This window comes from Vibrio sp. (assembly GCF_984391705.1).
Genome location: NZ_CFHWOM010000027.1, coordinates 1 through 22,558 on the forward strand (window position 1 = coordinate 1; position 22,558 = coordinate 22,558).

General features: G+C 45.3%; 17 protein-coding genes. 10 read left to right on the forward strand and 7 right to left on the reverse strand.

Translation table 11 applies throughout. The annotated features are described in order from the left end of the window. Positions 1–28 precede the first annotated feature (28 nt). From prpF to AC4MRV_RS13780, 5 genes are all read right to left on the reverse strand, one after another. Positions 29–1,216 carry a 2-methylaconitate cis-trans isomerase PrpF gene (gene prpF / locus AC4MRV_RS13760; RefSeq protein ID WP_491187903.1) on the reverse strand — a complete coding sequence of 396 codons (1,188 nt, stop codon included), beginning with the start codon at positions 1,214–1,216 and terminating at the stop codon, positions 29–31. Between the two features lie 20 nt (positions 1,217–1,236). Beyond that, positions 1,237–3,822 (reverse strand): Fe/S-dependent 2-methylisocitrate dehydratase AcnD, encoded by a 2,586-nt coding sequence (acnD, locus tag AC4MRV_RS13765; RefSeq protein ID WP_491187904.1) that lies wholly within the window; start codon positions 3,820–3,822, stop codon positions 1,237–1,239. A 73-nt stretch (positions 3,823–3,895) separates the two neighbouring features. Next, positions 3,896–5,020 carry a bifunctional 2-methylcitrate synthase/citrate synthase gene (gene prpC / locus AC4MRV_RS13770; RefSeq protein WP_491187905.1) on the reverse strand — a complete coding sequence of 375 codons (1,125 nt, stop codon included), beginning with the start codon at positions 5,018–5,020 and terminating at the stop codon, positions 3,896–3,898. Between the two features lie 110 nt (positions 5,021–5,130). Further along, positions 5,131–6,027 carry a methylisocitrate lyase gene (gene prpB / locus AC4MRV_RS13775; protein ID WP_491187906.1) on the reverse strand — a complete coding sequence of 299 codons (897 nt, stop codon included), beginning with the start codon at positions 6,025–6,027 and terminating at the stop codon, positions 5,131–5,133. Between the two features lie 11 nt (positions 6,028–6,038). Next, positions 6,039–6,734, reverse strand: coding sequence for a GntR family transcriptional regulator (locus tag AC4MRV_RS13780; RefSeq protein WP_491187907.1), 696 nt, complete (start codon positions 6,732–6,734; stop codon positions 6,039–6,041). A 275-nt stretch (positions 6,735–7,009) separates the two neighbouring features. On the opposite strand from AC4MRV_RS13780, the gene AC4MRV_RS13785 reads away from it, so the two are divergent. Further along, positions 7,010–7,780, forward strand: coding sequence for a hypothetical protein (locus tag AC4MRV_RS13785; RefSeq protein ID WP_491187908.1), 771 nt, complete (start codon positions 7,010–7,012; stop codon positions 7,778–7,780). A 50-nt stretch (positions 7,781–7,830) separates the two neighbouring features. On the opposite strand, the gene AC4MRV_RS13790 is transcribed toward AC4MRV_RS13785, so the two are convergent. Further along, on the reverse strand, positions 7,831–10,962 hold the full coding sequence (locus AC4MRV_RS13790; protein WP_491187909.1) for an HD domain-containing phosphohydrolase: 3,132 nt from the start codon (positions 10,960–10,962) through the stop codon (positions 7,831–7,833). A 363-nt stretch (positions 10,963–11,325) separates the two neighbouring features. On the opposite strand from AC4MRV_RS13790, the gene AC4MRV_RS13795 reads away from it, so the two are divergent. The 9 genes from AC4MRV_RS13795 (at position 11,326) to AC4MRV_RS13835 (ending at position 21,762) form a co-directional block, all read left to right on the forward strand. Continuing rightward, the gene (locus tag AC4MRV_RS13795) at positions 11,326–12,297 is read left to right on the forward strand and encodes a tripartite tricarboxylate transporter substrate binding protein (RefSeq protein ID WP_491187910.1); all 972 of its coding nucleotides are present in this window, start codon (positions 11,326–11,328) and stop codon (positions 12,295–12,297) included. Between the two features lie 198 nt (positions 12,298–12,495). Further along, positions 12,496–13,014 (forward strand): tripartite tricarboxylate transporter TctB family protein, encoded by a 519-nt coding sequence (locus AC4MRV_RS13800; protein ID WP_491187911.1) that lies wholly within the window; start codon positions 12,496–12,498, stop codon positions 13,012–13,014. A gap of 18 nt (positions 13,015–13,032) precedes the next feature. Continuing rightward, positions 13,033–14,559 (forward strand): tripartite tricarboxylate transporter permease, encoded by a 1,527-nt coding sequence (locus tag AC4MRV_RS13805; RefSeq protein WP_491187912.1) that lies wholly within the window; start codon positions 13,033–13,035, stop codon positions 14,557–14,559. Positions 14,560–14,731: 172 nt separating this feature from the next. After that, positions 14,732–16,132: a TolC family protein gene (locus tag AC4MRV_RS13810; RefSeq protein WP_491187913.1), complete on the forward strand. Its 1,401-nt coding sequence runs from the start codon at positions 14,732–14,734 to the stop codon at positions 16,130–16,132. 9 nt (positions 16,133–16,141) lie between these two features. Further along, complete coding sequence (locus AC4MRV_RS13815; RefSeq protein WP_491187914.1) at positions 16,142–17,119, forward strand: HlyD family secretion protein; 978 nt, start codon at positions 16,142–16,144, stop codon at positions 17,117–17,119. A 10-nt stretch (positions 17,120–17,129) separates the two neighbouring features. Next, positions 17,130–18,281: an ABC transporter permease gene (locus AC4MRV_RS13820; RefSeq protein WP_491187915.1), complete on the forward strand. Its 1,152-nt coding sequence runs from the start codon at positions 17,130–17,132 to the stop codon at positions 18,279–18,281. Further along, positions 18,278–19,405: an ABC transporter permease gene (locus AC4MRV_RS13825; protein ID WP_491187916.1), complete on the forward strand. Its 1,128-nt coding sequence runs from the start codon at positions 18,278–18,280 to the stop codon at positions 19,403–19,405. Before AC4MRV_RS13820 ends, AC4MRV_RS13825 begins: the two co-directional genes overlap by 4 nt. Before the next feature lie 161 nt (positions 19,406–19,566). Continuing rightward, positions 19,567–21,063 carry an EAL domain-containing protein gene (locus tag AC4MRV_RS13830; RefSeq protein ID WP_491187917.1) on the forward strand — a complete coding sequence of 499 codons (1,497 nt, stop codon included), beginning with the start codon at positions 19,567–19,569 and terminating at the stop codon, positions 21,061–21,063. A 66-nt stretch (positions 21,064–21,129) separates the two neighbouring features. Then, on the forward strand, positions 21,130–21,762 hold the full coding sequence (locus tag AC4MRV_RS13835; RefSeq protein ID WP_491187918.1) for a MarC family protein: 633 nt from the start codon (positions 21,130–21,132) through the stop codon (positions 21,760–21,762). Positions 21,763–21,806: 44 nt separating this feature from the next. Here the strand turns inward: AC4MRV_RS13835 and AC4MRV_RS13840 are convergent. Continuing rightward, a partial coding sequence (locus AC4MRV_RS13840) for a methyl-accepting chemotaxis protein (RefSeq protein ID WP_491187919.1) occupies positions 21,807–22,558 on the reverse strand: 752 nt, incomplete at its 5' end.

The following is a 22,558-nucleotide window of genomic DNA, read 5'->3' on the forward strand; positions in this document are numbered from 1 at the left end:
CTGACATTGCACTTTTACAGCAAGTGAATTATTCAAAAATATTGGAGGGAACACGCACAAAGCCCTCCATGATTATACGAGCGCTTCTGCTCATTATGGCTTTGTCGACGAACCAATCTTGTTCAGTTTGTGTTGCAGCAGCGCCTACTTTTAAGGTTCCAGAAGGATGACCAAAGGTCACTGAGTCTTTTTGCCCACCTCCCGCCGCGAGATTAACCACCGTACCAGGAACGCAAGCCGCAGAGGCTATCGCCACCGCTGCGGTGCCCATCATTGCGTGGTGTAACTTACCCATGGATAAAGCGCGAACCAGCAAATCCACGTCACCTTTCTCGACTTGGCTGCCACTTGACGCGACATAAGATTGAGGCGGTGAAACAAACGCAATTTTAGGTGTGTGTTGGCGGCTTTGTGCTTCTTCTATCCTTTCAATCAGGCCCATTTTTAATGCGCCATAAGCTCGAATAGCTTCAAACTTAGCCAAAGCGGCATCATCATTATTGATGTCATCTTGAAGCTCTGTCCCCGTATAGCCCAGGGCTTCTGCATCCAGAAAGATAGTCGGTATCCCAGCGCTAATAAACGTCGCGTTGAAGGTGCCAACGCTTGGCACATCAAGCTCATCAGTCAGGTTCCCTGTTGGAAACATACTGCCTTCACCACCAGACGGTTTCTCGAAGTCCACTTGAATTTCCGCGGCAGGAAAGGTGACACCATCAAGCTCAAAATCACCGGTTTCTTGAACCATGCCATTGACGACTGGCACATGAGCGACAATCGTTTTCTCGATGTTAACTTGCCAAATACGAACCTCAATAATGCCGTTCTCTGGTAGGCGTTCTTGCTCAATCAATCCAGCATGAATAGCAAACGGACCAACAGCAGCGGACAAGTTGCCACAGTTTCCACTCCAATCCACAAATGGCTTATCGATGGACACTTGTCCAAACAGATAGTCGACATCGTGGTCTGGCTTTTGGCTCTTGCTCACAATGACAGTTTTGCTGGTGCTAGAAGTTGCCCCTCCCATACCATCAATCTGCTTAGCATAGGGATCAGGGCTGCCTATCACTCGCAGTAACAAATCATCTCGGTGTTTGCCTGCCACCTGCGCCTCTAAGGGTAAGTCTTGCAAACTAAAAAACACCCCTTTACTCGTACCGCCACGCATGTAGGTGGCCGGGACTTTCATTTGACTCGGAATCGAAACATTCATAGTCATCTCCTGATAAGCCGTTACTGGGCTAAAAAGTCTTGAGCAAAGCGCTGCAACACGCCACCAGCGTTATAGACCAGCACTTCATCAGCAGTATCCAGTCGGCATGTGACTGGCACATCCATTTTTTCACCGCTTGTTAGCGTAATCACTAGGGCTAAATCCTTACCTGCCTCAATTTGGCCAATCACGTCGTAAGTTTCCGTGCCATCTAAGTTAAGGGTATTGCGATTCACTCCAGGCTTAAATTGCAGCGGCAAAACGCCCATACCAACGAGATTTGTGCGGTGGATGCGCTCAAATCCTTCTGCGACGATTGCTTCGACGCCTGCTAGCCTTACGCCCTTCGCGGCCCAGTCACGAGATGAGCCCTGACCGTAGTCTGCGCCAGCAACGATAATTAGCGGCTGCTTACGCTGCATGTAGGTTTCAATGGCTTCCCACATCCGCGTGACTTGGCCTTCTGGCTCTACTCTTGCGAGTGAACCTTGTACGGTTTCACCCTTCTCTTTGACCATTTCATTAAACAGTTTTGGATTAGCGAAGGTCGCTCTCTGCGCGGTTAAATGGTCGCCTCGGTGAGTCGCGTAGGAGTTGAAGTCTTCTTCAGGCACGCCCATGCTGGCAAGATATTCCCCTGCTGCACTGCTGGCTAAAATGGCATTAGAGGGAGATAAGTGGTCGGTAGTAATGTTGTCACCTAATACCGCTAACGGACGCATTCCTGATAGGGTTCTTTCACCCGCTAACGCGCCTTCCCAATAAGGTGGGCGGCGAATATAGGTACTCATAGGACGCCAATCATAGAGTGGGCTCTGGCTCTTCTCACCTTCATCCAGTTTAAACATCTGAATGTAAACTTGGTTGAATTGCTCCGGTTTAACATGCTGGCCAACTACCGCATCTATTTCTTCATCACTCGGCCATAAGTCATTAAGATAAATCGGTTTGCCGTTGGCATCTTGGCCTAGCGCATCTCTTTCAATATCAAATCGAATTGTTCCAGCCAACGCATAAGCAACAACCAGAGGTGGTGAAGCCAAGAATGCTTGCTTGGCATATGGGTGGATGCGTCCGTCAAAGTTACGGTTGCCCGATAACACCGCTGTAGAGTAGAGGTCTCTATCGATGATCTCTTGCTGAATTTTCGGATCTAACGCACCGCTCATACCGTTACAGGTCGTACAAGCATAGGCCACAATACCAAAGCCCAATTTCTCTAGCTCTGGCAGTAGTCCTGCTTCTTCGAGGTAAAGCTTGGCGACCTTTGAGCCCGGTGCAAACGAAGATTTCACCCAAGGCTTGCGCACCAGCCCCAGTTCATTGGCTTTCTTAGCCACCAAACCGGCGGCCACCACGTTTCTTGGGTTGCTGGTGTTTGTACAAGAAGTGATGGCAGCAATGATCACAGCACCGTCTGGCAGCTCACCTTCTCTCTCCTGCCACTCGCCCGATATTCCACGGGATTGAAGCTCAGAGGTTGGCAATCGACGATGCGGGTTAGACGGCCCAGCCATATTACGAGTCACTGATGAGAGATCAAATTCAAGCACACGCTCATATTGAGCACTCTCTAAGTCGTCTGCCCAAAGTCCGGTTTGCTTCGCATATTGCTCAACCAAAGCCACTTGCTGATCATCACGCCCCGTCAATTTCAGGTAATTGATCGTCTGCTCATCGATGTAGAACATGCCAGCGGTCGCGCCGTACTCAGGGGTCATGTTCGAGATAGTCGCGCGATCGCCAATCGTCAAATCACGAGCGCCTTCACCATAGAACTCCAAGTAAGATGACACCACACGTTCTTGGCGAAGAAACTCAGTGATCGCCAATACGATATCGGTCGCGGTGATCCCCGGTTGGCGTTTACCTGTCAGATGTACACCCACGATATCAGGCAGTCTCATCATGGATGGGCGACCTAACATCACGGTTTCCGCTTCAAGACCACCTACCCCTATGGCAATGACGCCCAGTGCATCAACATGGGGCGTATGACTATCAGTACCCACGCAGGTATCTGGGTAGGCTATGCCCTCTTTCGCTTGCACCACAGGCGACATTTTTTCTAGGTTAATCTGGTGCATGATGCCATTGCCAGCGGGAATAACGCTGACGTTTTCAAACGCGGTTTTACACCATTCAATAAAGTGGAATCTGTCTTCGTTGCGACGCTCTTCGATAGCTCGGTTCTTTTCAAACGCATCAGGTTCAAACCCGCCGTGTTCAACAGCCAATGAATGATCGACGATGAGTTGAGTCTCAACCACTGGATTGACCTTGGCCGGATCTCCACCTTGCTCAGCAATGGCGTCGCGCAAACCCGCCAAATCAACCAAAGCCGTTTGACCTAAGATATCGTGGCAAACCACGCGTGCTGGATACCAAGGAAAGTCGAGATCGCGTTTGCGCTCAATAAGCTGCTTCAGGCTATCGGTAAGTGTCGCTGGCTCACAACGACGCACCAATTGCTCAGCAAGCACTCGGGAGGTATAAGGCAACGTATCATACGCGCCGGGAGAGATGTCATTTATGGCTTCTCGGGCATCAAAATAGTCTAAATGAGTGCCCGGAAGCGATTTTCGGTACTGTTTATTGATATTCATGCGATGCTTCCAATGCAATTCTGATTGCTAGCCAAGCCTCATACCTATCGATACAAGGCTGCTTGCTCTTTGATTAACGCTGTTCGATTGGAACCCAATCTTGATGATCTGGGCCTGTGTAGTCCGCACTTGGTCGAATGATTCGGTTGTTTGCTCGCTGCTCGTACACGTGTGCAGCCCAACCTGTGAGACGGCTCATCACAAAAATTGGCGTAAATAATTTGGTTGGAATATCCATGAAGTGATAGGCCGAGGCATGGAAAAAGTCCGCATTACAGAACAGGCCTTTTTCACGCTTCATTACAGATTCCACTCGCTCAGACACCGCGTAGAGATGGGTATCACCCACTGCATCTGACAGCTCTTTAGACCAACGTTTTATCAGCGCATTGCGAGGATCACTTTCGCGATAGATTGCATGGCCAAAGCCCATGATCTTCTCTTTGTTTTCCAGCATTCGCATAATATTGCTTTCAGCCTCTTCCGGCGTCAGCCAATTTTCGATCATCTCCATCGCGGCTTCATTAGCACCGCCATGTAATGGGCCTCGCAATGTTCCAATTGCTCCGGTAATGCAAGAATGAATATCGGATAGAGTGGAAGCACAGACACGTGCCGCGAACGTTGACGCATTAAACTCATGCTCTGCGTACAAAATTAACGAGCAATGCATCACTTGCTTATGAAGCTCACTTGGCGCTTTATCTGTCAGCATTTTTAAGAAATAACCGCCAATGCAATCTTCACTCTGATCTTGAGTGTCGATGCGAACGCCATCGTGACTAAAGCGGTACCAATAACAGATAATCGCAGGGAATAACGCCAGCATTCTTTCAGTTGCATCAAGCTGCTCTGAGAAGCCTAATTCTTGCTCAAGGTTACCAAGTACCGAACAACCCGTGCGCATCACATCCATCGGATGAGCAGATGCGGGTAACAGCTCTAACGCTTGCTTAAGCGAGTCTGGTAAACCGCGCAAACTCACTAAACGCGTTTTGTAAGCATCTAGCTCGGCTTGGTTAGGTAAGTGACCGCGTAACAGCAAGTGAGCCACTTCTTCAAATTGGGCATTATTCGCCAAATCAGTAATGTCATAACCTCGGTAGGTTAATCCTGTCCCCGTTTTACCGACAGTACATAAAGCTGTGCTTCCAGCGCTTTGGCCACGTAGGCCGGCTCCACCTAGTTCATTAGGCATGATAGAACTCCTTTTCTGCCTGACTGTGCCCTCTTGTTGGGGCGATTATTGGTCAGGTGTTCACGTTATTGGATTAAGGTAAATTATGTTTTCTTGAGCTTCCCTATTGATTACTTACCTTCAGAGAAAAGCTGGTCGAGCTTATCTTCATAATCATGATAGTTAAGGTGTTGATACAATTCTTTTCTGGTCTGCATTGAGTCAATTAACGCTTCTTGGTTACCCACTTCAAGAAGGTGCTTATAGACCATTTCCGCGGCTTTATTCATCGCTCTAAATGCGCTCAGTGGATAAAGCACCATGTCGACCTTTGACTTAGCTAACTCTTCACCGCCGTATAAGGGCGTTTGTCCAAATTCGGTAATATTGGCCAAAATCGGAACATGTTTGCCTGTAGCCTGAGACAATGCAGTGGAAAACGTTTGATATTGCTCTAACTCGTTCATCGCCTCTGGGAAGATCATGTCAGCTCCCGCCTCTACGCAAGCAATAGCACGCTCAATGGCGCTATCCATCCCCTCAACAGCTAACGCATCCGTTCGCGCCATAATGACAAAGCTTTCATCATTACGAGCATCAACCGCCGCTTTCACGCGATCCACCATCTCTTGCTGGCTAACAATGGCTTTATTTGGTCGATGGCCACAGCGCTTTTGTGCCACTTGATCTTCCATATGAACCGCAGCCGCCCCCGCTTTTTCCATCGCCTTAATCGTACGGGCAATATTAAACGCACCACCAAAACCCGTGTCGATATCGACCAGTAATGGTAAGTCACAAGCGTTAGTAATTCGGTCAACGTCAACCAACACATCATTCAAAGTGGTAATACCCAAATCAGGTAAACCATAAGACGCATTTGCAATACCACCGCCCGATAAGTAAATCGCTTGGTGACCTAAGTTTTTTGCCATCATGGCGCAATAAGGGTTGATGGTGCCAACGATTTGCAGTGGATCGTTTTGCTCTACAGCGAGTCTAAACTTCGCCCCCGGAGATAAACTCATGTTGTTATCCTCTAGTCCGTTAGTATTTGTTGTTCGATCAGTTTGCGGCTACCAGAGATGTGGCGACGCATTAACATTTCCGCGAGTTCTTCATCACGATTACGAATCGCCTGAAGAATAAATTTGTGTTCGTTTAGCGCTTCAACAGGCCGTGATTGTGACCTTGGCGATTGGTAACGATACATGCGCAACAAGTGGTAAAGCTCATTGCATAACAAGCCGATTAACTTACTGTTTCTACTCGCTTTAATAATTCGGTAATGGAAGTCAAAATCACCATGCTGATGAAAATAGGAAGAGCCTTCCACCTCTTCGATATGACGGGAATGTGTCGACAATAAAGTTTCAAGGCTGAGTAGTTCTTCCTGAGTGATGTAGCGTGCGGCGAGCCTAGCGGCCATCCCCTCTAGCGCTTCTCGAACCGCATAAAGCTCAATCAATTTTTCCGGTGAAAGGGAAATTACACGAGCGCCAACATGAGGGATTCGTTCAATCAGACCTAAACCTTCCAATCTCATCATCGCTTCACGGAGTGGACCTCGACTGACCTGGTAACGCTTAGCAAGTTCTGGCTCTGAAATCTTGCTGCCAGGCTCAATATCGCCTGCGACAATCGCTTCTACAAGAGACTCAGTGAGTGACTCAGACTTGGTATGTTCTTTGTCATTTGCCATTGTTTTAAATTGTGGCTTTAGCTCTACATTCATATTCAGACTCGATTCGACACCCTCACAGAGTGTCAACAATTTCTTAACCTGAATATAAAATAGACTATTAAATTGTCGACAATCAAGTAAATTGTCGACAATTTAGACTAAGGTCTTACTGAGCAGTTCTTCAATTACAAACGTGATAAGGTAAATCAACTGCGCATAATAGAGACTTGGGTAATGACGGAGATATATGAAACGCTTAATATAGGCCTATCATACTTCTTGCGTTGTTGTTTATGCACCTTTACCCTTTTCGATCCCTTGGCATAGTGGCCATTACAGTTTCTTTACTAGGCTGCTCAAACTTTCTAGACTCCGCAAGAAAGCCACACTATCCCACCATTCGGGATGCCATATACTCTTCCGACGGCACAACCGTTATTGAATCAAATAATGTCTTAAAGCGAGCCGTCAAAGAAAATCGAGTAATTCCCTTAGCGAGTAAAGAGCTGGTAAATAGCAATGCTGCGACCTTGTTTGCAGAGATTATTGGCAATAGAGGTATTGGCCCACAAGATCTGTACGGAAGCGAGTTTCACTACAGTCTAGAACAACTCATTAAACAATTTACTTGTGAGTTGTATGCTAGCCAACAGCCAGAGGAATCAATTCAACTTTGTCCAATGACTAACGAGATTGTCGACAATAATTTGGACTATTTACCTTTTGTTGAAGGCCAGCGAACCACAAGTAGATTGGCAGTTTCTGCTACAAACGCACCAGAAACCTTGGAAGTTGAGTTGTTCTTAAAAAGCACCAACGAGCGTTCGTTAGATACCTTATGGGGTGCTGTACACGAATTGGGACAGTTCAAGGGTTCCGCTTTACCAAGTGAAAGTTTAGTCCTGACTGTCAATCTACAAGCTTATAAGAAGGTGGATGTTAAACACGGCTGGAAAGAGCTTTATAAAGAGCCGTTAATATTTTTTGTCATTCTCCCTAGTGTTGAACAGCTACTGAATCGACAAAATGAAGTCGAAAGCATGCGTTTAGCTTACCGCAACGCAAAAATAGTTTTGGTGGAAAGCGCAGCCAAATAAAAAGAGTACCAATCAGCTTGGTACTCTTTAGCTTTACGCCTCTATATTAACTAAGCGACTTTCTGCTCTGACAAATACTGGCTGATATCCACTTCGTCAATTTGGCTCTCAGGTAAGAATTGCTCAGCATACGTTTGATAAACACCGCTTTCTAAAAACAGTTTAAACAGGTCCATGTCGATGTGTTGGTCCAAAGCCATTTTATGCAAAATATCGACTGCTACGCTGACTGGCTTAGCTTTCTTATAAGGTCTATCTGCTGCGGTTAGCGCTTCAAAGATATCAGCGATAACAAGGATGCGCTCAGGAATAGAGAGATCATCAGCCGATAACTTACGTGGATAGCCCGTCCCTTTCAGCGTTTCATGATGAGTTGAGGCATACCGTGGAACCTTACTCAGCTCAGCAGGGAACGGCAGAGCCTCAAGCATCTTAATTCCGCTGATCATATGCTCGTTAATCTTAAATCTGTCTTCTGCTGTAAGCGTACCGCGGCTTATTGATAAGTTATATACTTCACCTAAGTTATATTGATACTCAGGCACCTCAACATTAATGCCAAAACTTGGGTCAAACACCAAGGGGCGAATACGCTTAATAATATGTTCGGGTCTATCACTCAGTAGTTTTTCTGTGGCTGGCAAGGCTGCTTCGCTTTTCGTTCTGTTTAGCTCTTCGAATGGAGAAAGCCCTAGCTGATCATCAAAGTGTCTTTGCCAACTTTGTTCGGCTATTTGCTTAATACGCTCCACTTTATCGTCACTCATGAACTCGCCGCCGACATTTGCCGATGCGATAAACTCGAAGTCACTTTGCAAATTGCGTTTTTTCTCATGCAGTTGCTCTAACGCCTCCTGCTTACCCATGGAACCTGAAAGCTGAGTTTGTAAGAATGCAATTTCTGCATCTCGCCAAAGCACTTCAAATCGCATTCTTACTTCGTGAATACGGTTATAGTTTGCTTCGAGCTTTGTTCCTTTATCGACAATATGTTCGGGTGTTGTAATCTTGCCACAATCGTGCAGCCACGCAGCAATCTTAAACTCGCGTCGCTGGTTTTCATTCTCAAAACCAAATGCGGCAAACTTTCCTTGTGTCGACTCTTCAGCGGCTTTAGCTAGCATCATTCCCAGTTCTGGAACACGGTTACAGTGCCCGGCGGTATACGGAGATTTATCATCAATCGCTTGCGCTATAAGCTGGATAAACGCATCGACGAACTCTTGCTGCTGAATTTCGTGACGCTTAATCTCTTGTGACATCTCCTGGATCGATTTAGATAAGTGCCACACTTCTTTAATGTTTGAGTCCACTAACTTAACTTGATCAAATTCCCGACGTTTAATTTTTTTCGTTTGTTGAGTAAGTTGGCGAATTGGCTTCACGATTGGAGAACCAAAGATCCATGCAACAGGAAGTAATGCGCACATCGCAAGAATTGTGACACCCACTGTCGTGTAGAGACGCTGGTATACCTGCTCCATGACTATCGACTCAGGAACAACGACCGCTAAATATTCCGTATTGCGGTTATCTTGCTCATTAAGGGCACTGACATAAAGAAAAGCAGATTCTCCATTCAGTTTTTTATGTTGAATCGTGTCTTGCAACATTTCAGAGCGACTCAAGTCGTAAAGCTCTTGATGGGGTATGCGATTGTCATGAACTTGTTGATACCATTTTTCTTCTAGTCGGTTCCACTCACTTGGCGTTATCGTTTGTAGCGCCTTGGAAAACAATGGTAGCAAGTCTCGGTGACGATCATTGACAGCTAAATAAAATGGCACCTTGCTTTGGTTAAAAAATGGGTGCAAATAAATGGAGGTGCGGGTTGTTTGCTCTAATTGAGTTAGGGCGCGCTCAGTATCAACAAGGACATTGATTTCGCTTTTGATAAGTGCCTGATGTGCATCACGGCTATCATCAAATACCTTAACTCTTGCGTTCGGATTCACTTGCTTAATTTGATCACTAAAGTCGTGCCCGGCAAGGACACCAAATACCATTTCCTGAACGCCTGGCAAGGATTTCGATTGCGTTGCAAGTGCCAACGGTTCTTCAAATAGTAGAAGTTGCGTCGCGCCTTTATATAAGCCAGTTAAAGAGTGTGCGAGGTCCAATTCGTTGCTGCGAAGTTTGCCGTAGAGAGAAGCACTGTCGAAACCATTGATAAACTCAAGTTTTAGCCCGAGCTTGCTAGCCATCAGTTGAAGAAGCTCGACAGAATAGCCTTGTGGCTCTCCGGCTCGTGCATAGTCGTAAGGTCGCCAATCTAGTTGATTTGAAATCAATAAATTGGGTTTCGAACGAATTATCTCTTGCTCCAGTAAAGAAAGGCGTAAACGAGATACGGGAGCTTGTTTGGTCTCTTCGTGATGTTGATTCGACGCAATAACTTCTCCTGATTGGTGAAAAACATAAGCCTCGACGCCAGATCCAGAAGGCAAACCAAGTGATTCAGGGGTCAACTTAGAACTGATCGATGACAAAACGATATCTATCCCTATTACTGCCGTTTTCGCTTTTATCGAATAAGTTTGACCAGTGATTTTTAAGTGCTTGAAGAGATAAGGTTCTGTTTTAAAAACATCTTGGGATTTTGCGCCTGAATACCAAGGTCTTCGGGTAGGAAAGTAGTTGCTTGCTTGAGTTCTAGCATTGGTTAACTCGAACTGCTCGGTAAAATAGTGTGTTTCTCGTATTCGATTTTGTTCATCTCCAGTAATACGGATAACCACCCAGCGATCTCGAGGCCCGGCTTCAATCCTTTGCCTTACTATGGAAGAAGATTCTAAGTTAATGATTTGATAGAAGTATTCATCATCAGTACCAAAATAAATACTGTAAAATAAAGGATTATCTTTTAGCACTTGAACCAAAAGCGCTTTTGTCTCCGATTCACTAAACTGATGATCAATGGTTTTAGATAGACTACTCAGAATACGAGCACTACTTTTGGCGTTCAGGTCGACGTCTTGAATGTATTCACTTACATCTGTCGTCGCCATGACCAGTTTACTCAATACGTGTTCTTCAGACATCTGCTTAGTGAACGCGTACTGTAATCCAATTGCGAACAGTGAAGTAATCACTGTTGCAATGATAAACAAGGTTCCAACCGTAAAACGAATCGAAAATCTTTGATTGTTATTTTTTAAGCCGACCAACTGCAAGCCCTCCATGGCTTTCTAATGAGGTTAAATCGTGACCCTAGTCAATTAGCACTAATAGTGTAGCTATTGCATAGCACTTCTTTATGCACTCTATGGCATTAAATTTTAACTTTTCGTGCTAGCTCACTAATCTATAACGCAAAAATCCATACAAAACAACATTCCGTATTTTATAAATCAACTAGTGAACTTTATGAACAAAACTCACTAAATGACCATTATTGTTTTTATCAACGCATTGCAGACAGACTTTTAACACTCCATTAACCTTAAACCCATCTATTAACAAGTCTCCCTCCCTTGTAGATAGATTCTTGATAACGATAAGTGTGTTTCCAAAGAGAAGCATGCGCTACATAAGGAACGTGAATCATGTTTAAGGTACTCAAACCAACCCTAGCGGCTTCAATTATCGCTGCGTCTTTTTCATTTAATGCTCTTGCAGCGGATCTTGAAAAAATCCACTTCTTAATCCCTGGTGGTGCTGGTGGCGGTTGGGATATGACTGCTCGTGGCACAGGTGATGTACTTGTTAAATCAGACATCGTCGACAACGTCTCTTTCCAAAACCTGTCAGGCGGTGGCGGTGGTAAAGCAATTGCCCACCTTATTGAAACTGCACAGCGTCAAGAAGATACTTTGATGGTTAACTCAACGCCAATCGTTGTTCGATCACTTACTGGCATTTTCCCACAATCTTTCCGTGATCTAACGCCTGTTGCAGCGACCATTGCCGACTACGGTGCAATCGTTACGTCTGCTGACTCTAAGTACAACACGTGGGAAGATGTGGTTAAAGAATTTGAATCTAACCCTCGTAAAGTGAAAATCGCTGGTGGCTCTGCACGCGGTAGTATGGACCACTTAGTGGTTGCAGCAGCATTTAAAGGCGAAGGCTTTGACGCTAAGAAAGTACGTTACATCGCATATGATGCAGGTGGTAAAGCGATGGCGGCTCTACTTTCAGGTGAAACACAACTGCTTTCGACAGGCCTTGGTGAAGTACTAGAGATGTCGAAATCTGGCCAAGTAAAAGTTCTTGCGGTCACTGCACCTAAGCGACTTGACGCTGCGCCAAACATCCCAACTCTAACGGAATACGGCAACGAAACTGTTTTCGCTAACTGGCGTGGATTCTTTGCAGCCCCTGGCGCTTCACAAGCAAAAATCGACGAGTGGAATGCTGCGCTAACTAAGATGTACAAGACAGACGAGTGGCAAGTGGTTCGAGACCGCAACGGTTGGATTGACAACTATAAAGCGGACAAAGACTTCTACGCTTTCCTAGAGGATCAAGAAAAGCAGATGGGTGACCTAATGCGCGAGCTTGGTTTCTTGAAGTAACCATTTAGTGAGTGGCCTCGCGGTCACTCTCTCCCTCTTCGCCGTACATAAGAATACTTTCAATCTCCTTGTTTATAGTTGTTGTAAACATTTAAGCCAAGTTGACTAGCAGCAATGACGCTTAATTTGTTAATGAATACATGCTCATTAGCTCTTATGTACGGCTTTTTTCTTTCCTAAATACAAATGGAGTTGGATATGTCGGATTTGCCAACGAATTCTTTCAATAAAGGAAATTTCTTTAGCAAAGAAAACCTCCTGTGCCGTGATCGTGTTGGTGCGATGATATTTCTTCTCGTATGCCTATGCTATGGCTACCAAACCACACAGATCCCAATGTTTCCTGGTGATGAGTATGAACCGTTTACCGCCCGTACTCTACCGACCTTACTCACCTTTGCAGGGATAGGCTTATCTCTACTTCTCCTTGTATCAGGAAAGCCAGATAACCAAAGTGGAGCAGTATTAGATTTCAATTGGAAACTACTTATCGGCTTCATCACTTTAATGGCACTGTACGGTGTCGGATTGACTTACCTAGGTTTTGTACTCGCAACCAGTTTCTTTTTGCTTTCTGGGTTCTACCTACTTGGTGAAAGACGTAAAAAGGTTCTATTCGGGGCTTCATTCCCATTTGTGATTGCTTTTTATCTACTACTCACCCAGGCACTAGATATCTACCTAGAACCTGGTGTTATTTTCACTATGTGGTCGTAATTAAATAGGGAAAACAATATGTTAGATGGAATCTTACAAGGTCTTTCGACCGCAGTTATGCCGATGAACATCATGATGGTGGTCGTTGGCTGTTTCGTGGGTACCTTTATTGGTATGTTACCAGGTCTAGGTCCGATTTCAGCAATCGCTCTTATGATCCCAATTACTTACGGCCTAGACCCGTCTTCTGGACTGATCTTAATGGCTGGCGTTTACTACGGCGCTGTATTTGGTGGCTCAACCTCATCAATTCTAATCAACGCACCAGGCTGTTCTTCAACTGTAGTTACCGCTTTCGATGGTTACCCAATGGCGCAAAAAGGCCAAGCAGGTAAAGCGCTTGCACTAGCAGCATACTCATCTTTTACAGGTGGCACACTTTCAGCGATTATGCTTTTGGTTGCGGCCCCAGCTCTTGCAAGCGTATCACTGAGCTTCCAATCATCTGATTACTTCGCGTTGATGCTTCTTGGCCTTTCTGCAGTTGCTGCGTTTGCCGGCCCAGGTCAAGTAATCAAAGCGTGGATGATGACAGTTCTAGGCTTAATGCTATCAACCGTTGGTATCGATAAGGGCGTTGGTGTTGAGCGTTTCACCTTTGGCTTAACTGACTTAATGGACGGATTTAGCTTCCTGTTGCTTGCAATGGCGACCTTTGCCCTAGGCGAAACCTTAATGGGAATTCTAAAACCAGAGCAAGACACACGTAATGACGAGCAAAGCAAACTAAGCAACATTGGCAGCATGAAAGTGACTAAGGAAGAGATTAAAGATGTGGCACCAGTGTCAATCCGCTCATCCATTCTAGGTTTCTTTACTGGTGTGCTTCCAGGTGCAGGTGCGACAATCGCAGCGTTTTTAAGCTACGGTATGGAGCGTAACTTAGCGCCAAAAGAGAAGAAAGCAGAGTTTGGTAAAGGCAGTATTCGCGGTCTAGTGGCACCAGAGTCAGCAAATAATGCAGCTTCAAGTGGTTCATTTGTCCCTCTGCTTACGCTAGGCATCCCAGGCTCAGGAACAACAGCTATCATGCTCGGTGCACTAATCGCTTATGGCATCCAACCAGGACCACGATTATTTGTTGAGCACCCGGATGTTTTCTGGTCGGTTATCATTTCTATGTACTTTGGTAACATTGTGCTGGTTATCTTGAACCTACCACTGATCCCGTACATTTCGAAACTACTCGCAGTGCCAAGAACCGTATTACTGCCAATGATTCTGTTCTTCTCTATCACTGGTGTTTACCTTGTATCCTTCAACACCATGGATGTCTTTATCATGTTGTTGATTGCGATGGCTGCGATTGCATTGAGGTTAGCGAACTTCCCACTCGCGCCACTACTGCTTGGTTTCATTCTTGGTGGTTTGATGGAAGAAAACCTACGTCGAGCTCTGATGATAAGTGATGGTGAATTAAGTTTCTTATGGGAACGTCCTATTACAATGACCTTTACGATTTTAGCAGTGCTTGTTCTATTCAGCCCTGTATTTGTAAAGCTGTTCCAAAAGCTGAAAGCTTCTCCTAAAAAAGTAGCGCAATAAAATTGGCCAATTAATCATTTCGGGACACTTCGGTGTCCCTTTTTTATGCCTTCTCAATAAAAATATTTGTTTTTTCTGTCCCTAAATCCGCACTCTGCTACGATTTAAACTCGTTGCCCCTTTTACAATTAGAGTATAAACTCTATTTTTTAACAGCTTGAGTACATTTACTATGTCGATGCGTCCCTTAGCGCTAATCATTGGTTGTCTTGGCCTATCCTATTCCGTGGCATCTAACGCTGCAGCCATCAGCTTTGAACAAGCATGGCAAGTTCTGCAACAAGGGAACAATTCACTCGCAGCGCAACGTGCCAATGTAGACCGCTATGAACATTTACAAAACGCAACCGACAGTTTAAATCTACCTTCTGTAACTCTAGGTGCAAACTACACTCGACTTGATACTGATGTAACCGTATCAGGCGAACAATTGTTTGAAAGCACTGGCCAACCTCTGCCCAACCTAGGGCCGTTAAATCCTCTGTTAGCAAGTGTTGGCGGTATTACGTCCACCATCACTGAACGCGATATCTTTAGCTCATCAATTCGTGCTGTCTGGCCAATTTTTACTGGCGGCAGAATCAATGCTGCTCAGTCGGCTGCTGAAGGTAAAAAAGAGCAAGCTCAGAGTGAGTTGGCTATGGAAACTCAAGCTCGCTTTGAAGACCTCAGCAAATATTACTTTTCCGTACTGCTTGCTGAAGAAGTACTAACAACACGCCAATTGGTTGAAGATGGACTAACTAAACATCGTGACAACGCACTTAAGCTTGAGCAACAAGGTCAAATCGCGCGAGTTGAACGTTTACAAGCGGAGTCTGCTTTAGACAAAGCGATCATCGAAAGAAAAAAAGCGCAAAAGTCACTCGACATCGTTCAGGCTGCGCTCACTCAAATTCTCAATCAAACAGCGGCGGTTGAACCATCAGACTCTTTGTTTATCAATACGTCTCTTCCCCCTCTCAGTGCATTTATAGATCGAACGTTAGACACCTATCCGGGCTTAGCTCTACTCGACGCAAAACAAAAACAAGCAGACAGCTTGATCAGAGCAGAAAAAGGGAAGTATTACCCAGAGGTTTATTTGTACGGAGATTATAGCCTTTATGAAGATGACTCTCTTGCAAGCCAAATGAAACCAGACTGGTTGGTCGGGATTGGTGTCAATATTCCCCTGATTGACTCCCATGGACGCAGTGACCATGTGCAAGCCGCCAAAAGTGCGGTTGCTCAAGTCAAGTTTCTAAAAGCCCAAGCTAAACAAGATCTCTCTGTACTCGTTCAAAAGACCTATCTTGAAGCTCAACAAGCCCAAGAAGAAGTTCAGGGACTCGCATCAAGTATTCAGCTTGCTGAGGAGAACCTGAAACTAAGAGAAAAAGCATTCACTCAAGGTTTATCGACTTCCACAGATGTTGTAGACGCACAACTCTACATCGCGAGCGTACAAACTCAAAAAGCAGCCGCCAGTTTCAATTACCTGATCTCGCTATCCAAACTGCTTGCACTTTCAAATGAAATGAACGCATTTAATCAATATCAGCAAACCTCTACCCCAGTTTCGAGTTTTTAAGGATTCAAGATGAAAAAAGCTAAACCATTGGTACTGACCGTCGCAGCAGTCACGCTAGCATCTTGGGTTGGGTACAGTTTTTACCAAGCGTATCAGCCAAAGCCAGTGCGCTTGCAAGGACAGATTGAATCTCAGCAGTATAGTATTTCGTCCAAGGTTCCAGGCCGAATTGATCAAGTCTTAGTTCGCAAAGGCGATTCCGTTGAAAAAGGTGAATTAATTTTCACTCTACATAGCCCTGAGATCGAAGCTAAATTAGAGCAAGCGAAAGCGGGAGAAAAGGCAGCTGGCGCGCTGGCTCTTGAAGCCGAAAAAGGAGCTCGAACTCAACAGATTCAGGCTGCTAAGGATCAATGGCTGAAAGCAAAAGCGGCCGCAGCATTGATGGAGAAAACTTATCTTCGAGTCAATAATCTCTTCAGCGATGGCGTAGTTGCTGAACAAAAACGCGACGAAGCGAAAACTCAGTGGGATGCTGCAAAATATACTGAAAGCGCTGCGTTCCAAATGTACCAAATGGCAAAAGAAGGCGCGCGTAGTGAAACTAAAGTCGCAGCCGCCGAAAAAGCGCGCATGGCCGCGGGCGCTGTCGCCGAAGTCGAAGCCTATGCAAAAGACACCGCAATCGAAAGCTGGTTTGATGGTGAAGTATCTCAAGTTCTACTGCAAAGTGGCGAGTTAGCACCGCAAGGCTTTCCTGTTGTCACCGTCATCGATACCAAAGACTCTTGGGCCGTACTTAATGTGCGTGAAGACTGGCTGAAATACTTTAATAAAGGCCAAACCTTTAATGCCTATCTGCCAGCATTAGATAAATCAGTAGAATTCAAAGTCACGCATGTCGCAGTAATGGGCGACTTTGCAACTTGGCGCTCTACCGATGCCTCTCAAGGCTTTGATTTGCGTACTTTTGAAGTCGAAGCTCGTCCTGTGGATCCTCAAGAGAGTCTGCGTATGGGTATGAGTCTCGTTGTAGAGCTAAACTAAGATCGCCGCTATGACAACGTCTAAGGTATCTCAGCTATCGATCGTGCGTCGCGATCGATGGTTGCTATCAAGCTTAACTTGGTTACCCATTGCTTTGGCTGTAATGATATGGTCGATTTTTTCACAAGGAATAGCGCGTGATTTACCTATCGGCGTCGTGAACTTTGACAATGGCGTGCTCTCTGAAAAACTGATTCGCTACTACGACGCGACACCAGCAATGGACGTTAGTCATCATTTTACCAGTGTGGAACAAGCTAAACAGGCATTGGTGCAAGGCGATGTATACGCATACGCAGTAATCCCTCCTCAATTTGAGCAAAACACGTTAAAACAGTTAGCCCCCCAAGTCAGCGTGTTTTACAACAGCCAAATGATCTTGGTAGGAAAATTGATTAACTCGGCTTTTCTTCAAGCTCAAGGGACATTTAACGCTGAGCTAAGCACCGGTTCGGGTTTGTTGCAAGGAGACACTCCCCTATTGCTAGCCATGGGAAAAGCGGTACCTGTTCGTACGCAGATAACGCCATTGTTTAACAAGAACTCCAATTATGCTCAGTTTCTTGTGTCAGCTATCATCCCTGCCCTTTGGCAGATTGTTATTGTTGTCACTACCATTCTTGTACTTGCAGCAAACCATAGAGATCGAGGCTTAATGCCCTGGCTTGGCAAGAGGGCCTTTACGCAGTTGTGCTTTACTCTAGCCCCTTATTCTGCGGTGTTTGCACTACAAGGTTTCGCATTTCTTTGCTGGTTTTATCTGGGCTTTAAGTGGCCGATGAATGGCAGTTTACTGGTGATTATTTTTGCTCAACTAGCAACGATTTTTGCATGTATGGTGATGGGCAGTATGTTTTTCTTCCTTACACTCGACCCAGCTAGGGCAATGAGTTTTGCTGGCGCCTTCACGGCACCAAGTTTTGCTTTCATGGGTATTACCTTCCCTGTCGGCAACATGAGCACACTTGCTCAATTTTGGCGAAGCCTGTTACCCATTAGCCATTATATCGAAGTGCAGGTTAGCCAAGTGAGTTATGGTCTACCTTGGTGGGACTCACTCAAACACCTTTCACCAATGCTGGGTTATTTCGTTGTAGTTTTAGTTTGCATGCTCCTAATTCGCAAACATCTGAATGAAGAACAACGACGGGAGGTTGCATGAGATTTGCCCTGTTACTCAAAGCAGAAATCAAAGCTCTGCTGACAAACCCTGTAGTGATTCTTACCGTGTTTGGAGGTGTGCTTTTTTATTCATTCCTCTACCCTTTGCCCTACAGTCATCAGACCCCGCGAGAGCAAAAAATTAGTGTAGTAAACTTGGATATGAGCCAAACCAGTTTCAAACTCGAGCGCATGGTCGACGCAACGCCCCAAGTCAATATTGTTCAGCGAGACCATACTATCGCGGCTGCGAAAGAAGCTTTTTTTGAGGGTAAGGTAAGCGGGATTTTAGTGATCCCTGAGCATTTCTATAAAGATTTACTGTTAGGGAAAAGCCCTACCCTATCATACGCAGGTGATGCTTCCTATTTCCTTGTCTATGGCACTATCGTCGAAGGACTAGCGCAGGCAGGAGGCACATTATCAGCGGAAACCAAGGTCGCTAAATTGGTGCTTGAAGGAGAGCCTCTATCACAAGCGGCAAACCAATACGCAGCGACAAAACTCAATTTGAAACCGACGTTTAATCCTCGCATGGGCTATGTTGACTATGTGGTCCCTGCTGTATTCGTATTAATCTTGCAGCAAACGATGGCTATGGCCTCCGGCCTTATGGTTGGAACGCAAAAGCATGGCAGAGGCTATTGGAGTCGAGTTTCTGCCAGTAAACTCATGCTCGCAAGGGTCAGCGTACTCACACTTATTTACTACGGCTTAAGTATGTACTATTTCGGTGCGAGCTTTACCATGCACAGCGTCAGTCAACTGGCTCATGCGACCGACTTATTGTCACTGCTGTTGCCTTTCCTAATAGCCTCATGTGCCATTGGGCTCTGGGTTGGCGCTCTTACACCTCGACGGGAGCTTGTGACTTTAGTCATCTTAATAAGTTCGATGCCTTTGGTATTCAGTGCTGGATTCATCTGGCCCGTGGAATCCATCCCTCAACCCATGGTTTGGTTATCTCAGTTGTTTCCAAGTACGCCAGCTATTAAAGGTTTTCTTACTATTAACCAAATGGGCGGAAGTTGGAGTGACGTGAAATTGCCCTATAGCCAACTTTGGCTTCAAACCATAGGGTGGACACTTTTGGCTTGGTTCGCGTTACGCAAGTCGAAGCAATAAAAGTTGTATGGCTGGCTATATTCCCGCCATACACTCAAACCTTATGTAAGTTCTTTGTTAAAAACCAAACGAGCACGACTACATAAATATCAAGAAGATAACAATGGTTTTATAATTTTGAGCTACGCTTAGTACACCAATGAATCATGATTTAGGACTGTATGAACACATCCACCAGCTCTGAGCTCACATTTGCTACTAAATCACTGCTAGCCTATTTGCTTATCCCCCTAATCATTGTTACCCCTGTGTCTGTTTACATCGCTTATCATGGGGTAAAAGATACGCTTAGGTCCGCTGGTGCAAACTATGTCGACCGCATTGAAGACGTCATTTCCGAGATAAAAATTGATACTACGCTCGCGATGAATCACTTGAGCAGTTGCGAAGCTATAGGTGAGAAACTTCTGTTCGCAAGCAACTTGCGAGAACTCATTATCGTTCGAGATAACATCGCTATCTGCTCTTCTAAGAGAGGTATCGTAAATGTTGATGTGACGCCTATACTCAATGGCAACCTAATCAAATCTGGCGTTTTTCTTTATGATATTGAAAACAAACCTGAACAGCGGACTATTGTAGTCGCTAACTCCATTCACGAAGGGGGGCGAAATGGCGTTTTCGCAGTCATCGACAAAAGTTATTTAGTCGATAGAATTTTACACATCGAAGATGACAAGATTAAACGCATAACGGCTAAGTTCGGCGAGAAAGTGTACCCAAGTTCACGCCCTTTTCATTCTAGTTACATCCACAAAACGTTGAAGTCAAAGCAGTACGGATTCCTATTACTCGTTGAAGCTAGCCCTGACTACGTCAATCGTTCAATGCTGTTTGGTTTAGCGATGAGCTTTCCTCTTTCACTGTTAATTTCCGGCATCCTCTACTTGGTAATGCGCAAACTTAGCCAACGTGAAGATCTGGCTGCTGATTTGAAAAGTGGACTAAATCGTAAAGAGCTATTCTTAGTTTATCAGCCCATTGTAGACAGCCACTCTCATCAACTCCGTGGGTTAGAGGCATTAATCCGCTGGCAGCACCCAACTCTAGGCCTCGTAAGACCCGATATTTTCATTTCTCTTGCTGAACGACAATTGCTGATCAATGACATTACTGACTATGTTCTCAAGTTCGCCTTTGACGAAATCAGTCAAGCAAACAGACAACTTTCCACATCGTTAGGAATCAACGTACCTCCTTCGTATTTACATGATGACGGACACCTAAAAACACTCATCTCTTACGCGGAAAAATTTAAGCAGTTTAACACTACCCTGACCATAGAAATTACTGAGCGCCAAATGCTCGATGAAATTGGCAGGCAGGCTCTCACAACACTGAGAAAAAACGGGATTAAAGTATCAATCGATGACTTTGGCACGGGACATACGGCATTATCCGTCATTCAACAGACAGAATTTGACTATTTGAAAATTGATAAATGCTTTGTAGATACGATTGGTGTCGAAACCGTCAATTCAGCCGTATTAAATACAATTATTGAACTTGGTCACCGCCTCGATGTGCAGATGGTCGCTGAAGGAGTTGAGCAAGAGCAGCAAGCCAAATACCTTGCTGAGATGGGCGTTCACAAACTCCAAGGATACTATTTTTCAAAGCCTGAACGCTTCAATGAAATTCACGCTTCTTGGCTATAGAGAGCGCTTATAAAGCGTGCTAATGTTCTGATTAATCGGCACAAAACTAAGCAGGATCATTGTACTATGCATGATATCACTACGACGGCTGTGACCGTCTTTATGGGTTTTTTCGCCATGATGAACCCAGTGGCCAATACCGCCGTATTCGTCGGGATGACAGGAGAGCAGTCACCTAGCGAACGAAAGGCAACCGCAATTAAGGCCCTAGTCACCGCGTTTTTTATTGTTGCCGCTTTTTGTTTACTTGGTAAGGGTATATTTGAAGCCTTTGGTATTACTCTACCCGCCCTTCGCCTAGCAGGTGGCATTTTGGTATTCCTGGTCGGCTACCACATGCTTCAAGGCAGCTCTTCAAAGCTACATTCTCACTCCGACCAACCAGAAGAACCGAATAAAGATGTTGCTATTTCACCGCTTGCTCTACCGATACTAGCCGGCCCCGGGACTATTGCTACCGCCATGAATTACTCGGCATCGGGAAATATGTTAAATATCGTCGTGACTATCTCAGCTTTTGCCGTTCTTTGTGCAATAACCTTTGTTTGCTTTCTATTTGGACCCAAGCTTGTTGATAAACTCGGGGAAAGCGGCATCAGCATTGTCACACGGTTAATGGGTTTGATTTTAACAGTCATTGGAATGCAGATGCTGATTCAAGGTGTGCATGATGCATACCTACTATTTGAGGTTAAATGATTAAAAAAACGCTTCTTTGAGAAGCGTTTTTTCGTTGTACCAAGCTAAACTTTGAATTGGTTGACCATTTGTTTCAGCGCCTCGGCTTTACTTGCTAAGTCTTGCGCAGATTCTGACGCAGTGCCTGCTTGGTGGTTAGCGTTTTGCGAAGCTTCAGATACGCTTTCGACATTTTTGGCCACTTCACCACTTGCGAGAGATTGCTGCTCTGCTGCCGCGGCTATACTGTCAATCATCCCAGCAACCTCCTGTGCACCACTCACAATATCTTCTAGGCTATTACCCGCTTCTTTCGCCAGAGATAGTCCTTCATGAACATGCGTTGTCCCAGATTCCATTCGTTGAACCGCTTCTTGGGTCTCACTCTGAATCGCTTCTATTGACTCACCAATCTCTTTTGTCGCACTCGTTGTTCTATCAGCCAATGCGCGAACTTCATCAGCCACCACCGCGAAACCTCGACCAGCTTCCCCAGCGCGCGCCGCCTCTATAGCAGCATTGAGCGCTAACAGATTCGTTTGCTCGGCGATATCATTAATCACATTAATGATCTCACCAATTTGAGCTCCGCGTTTACCGAGCTCGGCCACACTGTTCGAGGAAGCAGAAACAGCTTCATTAATAGACGTCATACCTTCAATAGTGCGAGATACAATTTGACCACCAGAATTCGCTTTTATACCCGCATCTTGCGCTTGAGCCGTTGCATCTGCTGACTTTGTCGCCACCTCTTGGATGCTAACAGCCATCTCTTCGATAGAAGCGGATATTTGTGCCACTTTGTCCGATTGAAGCT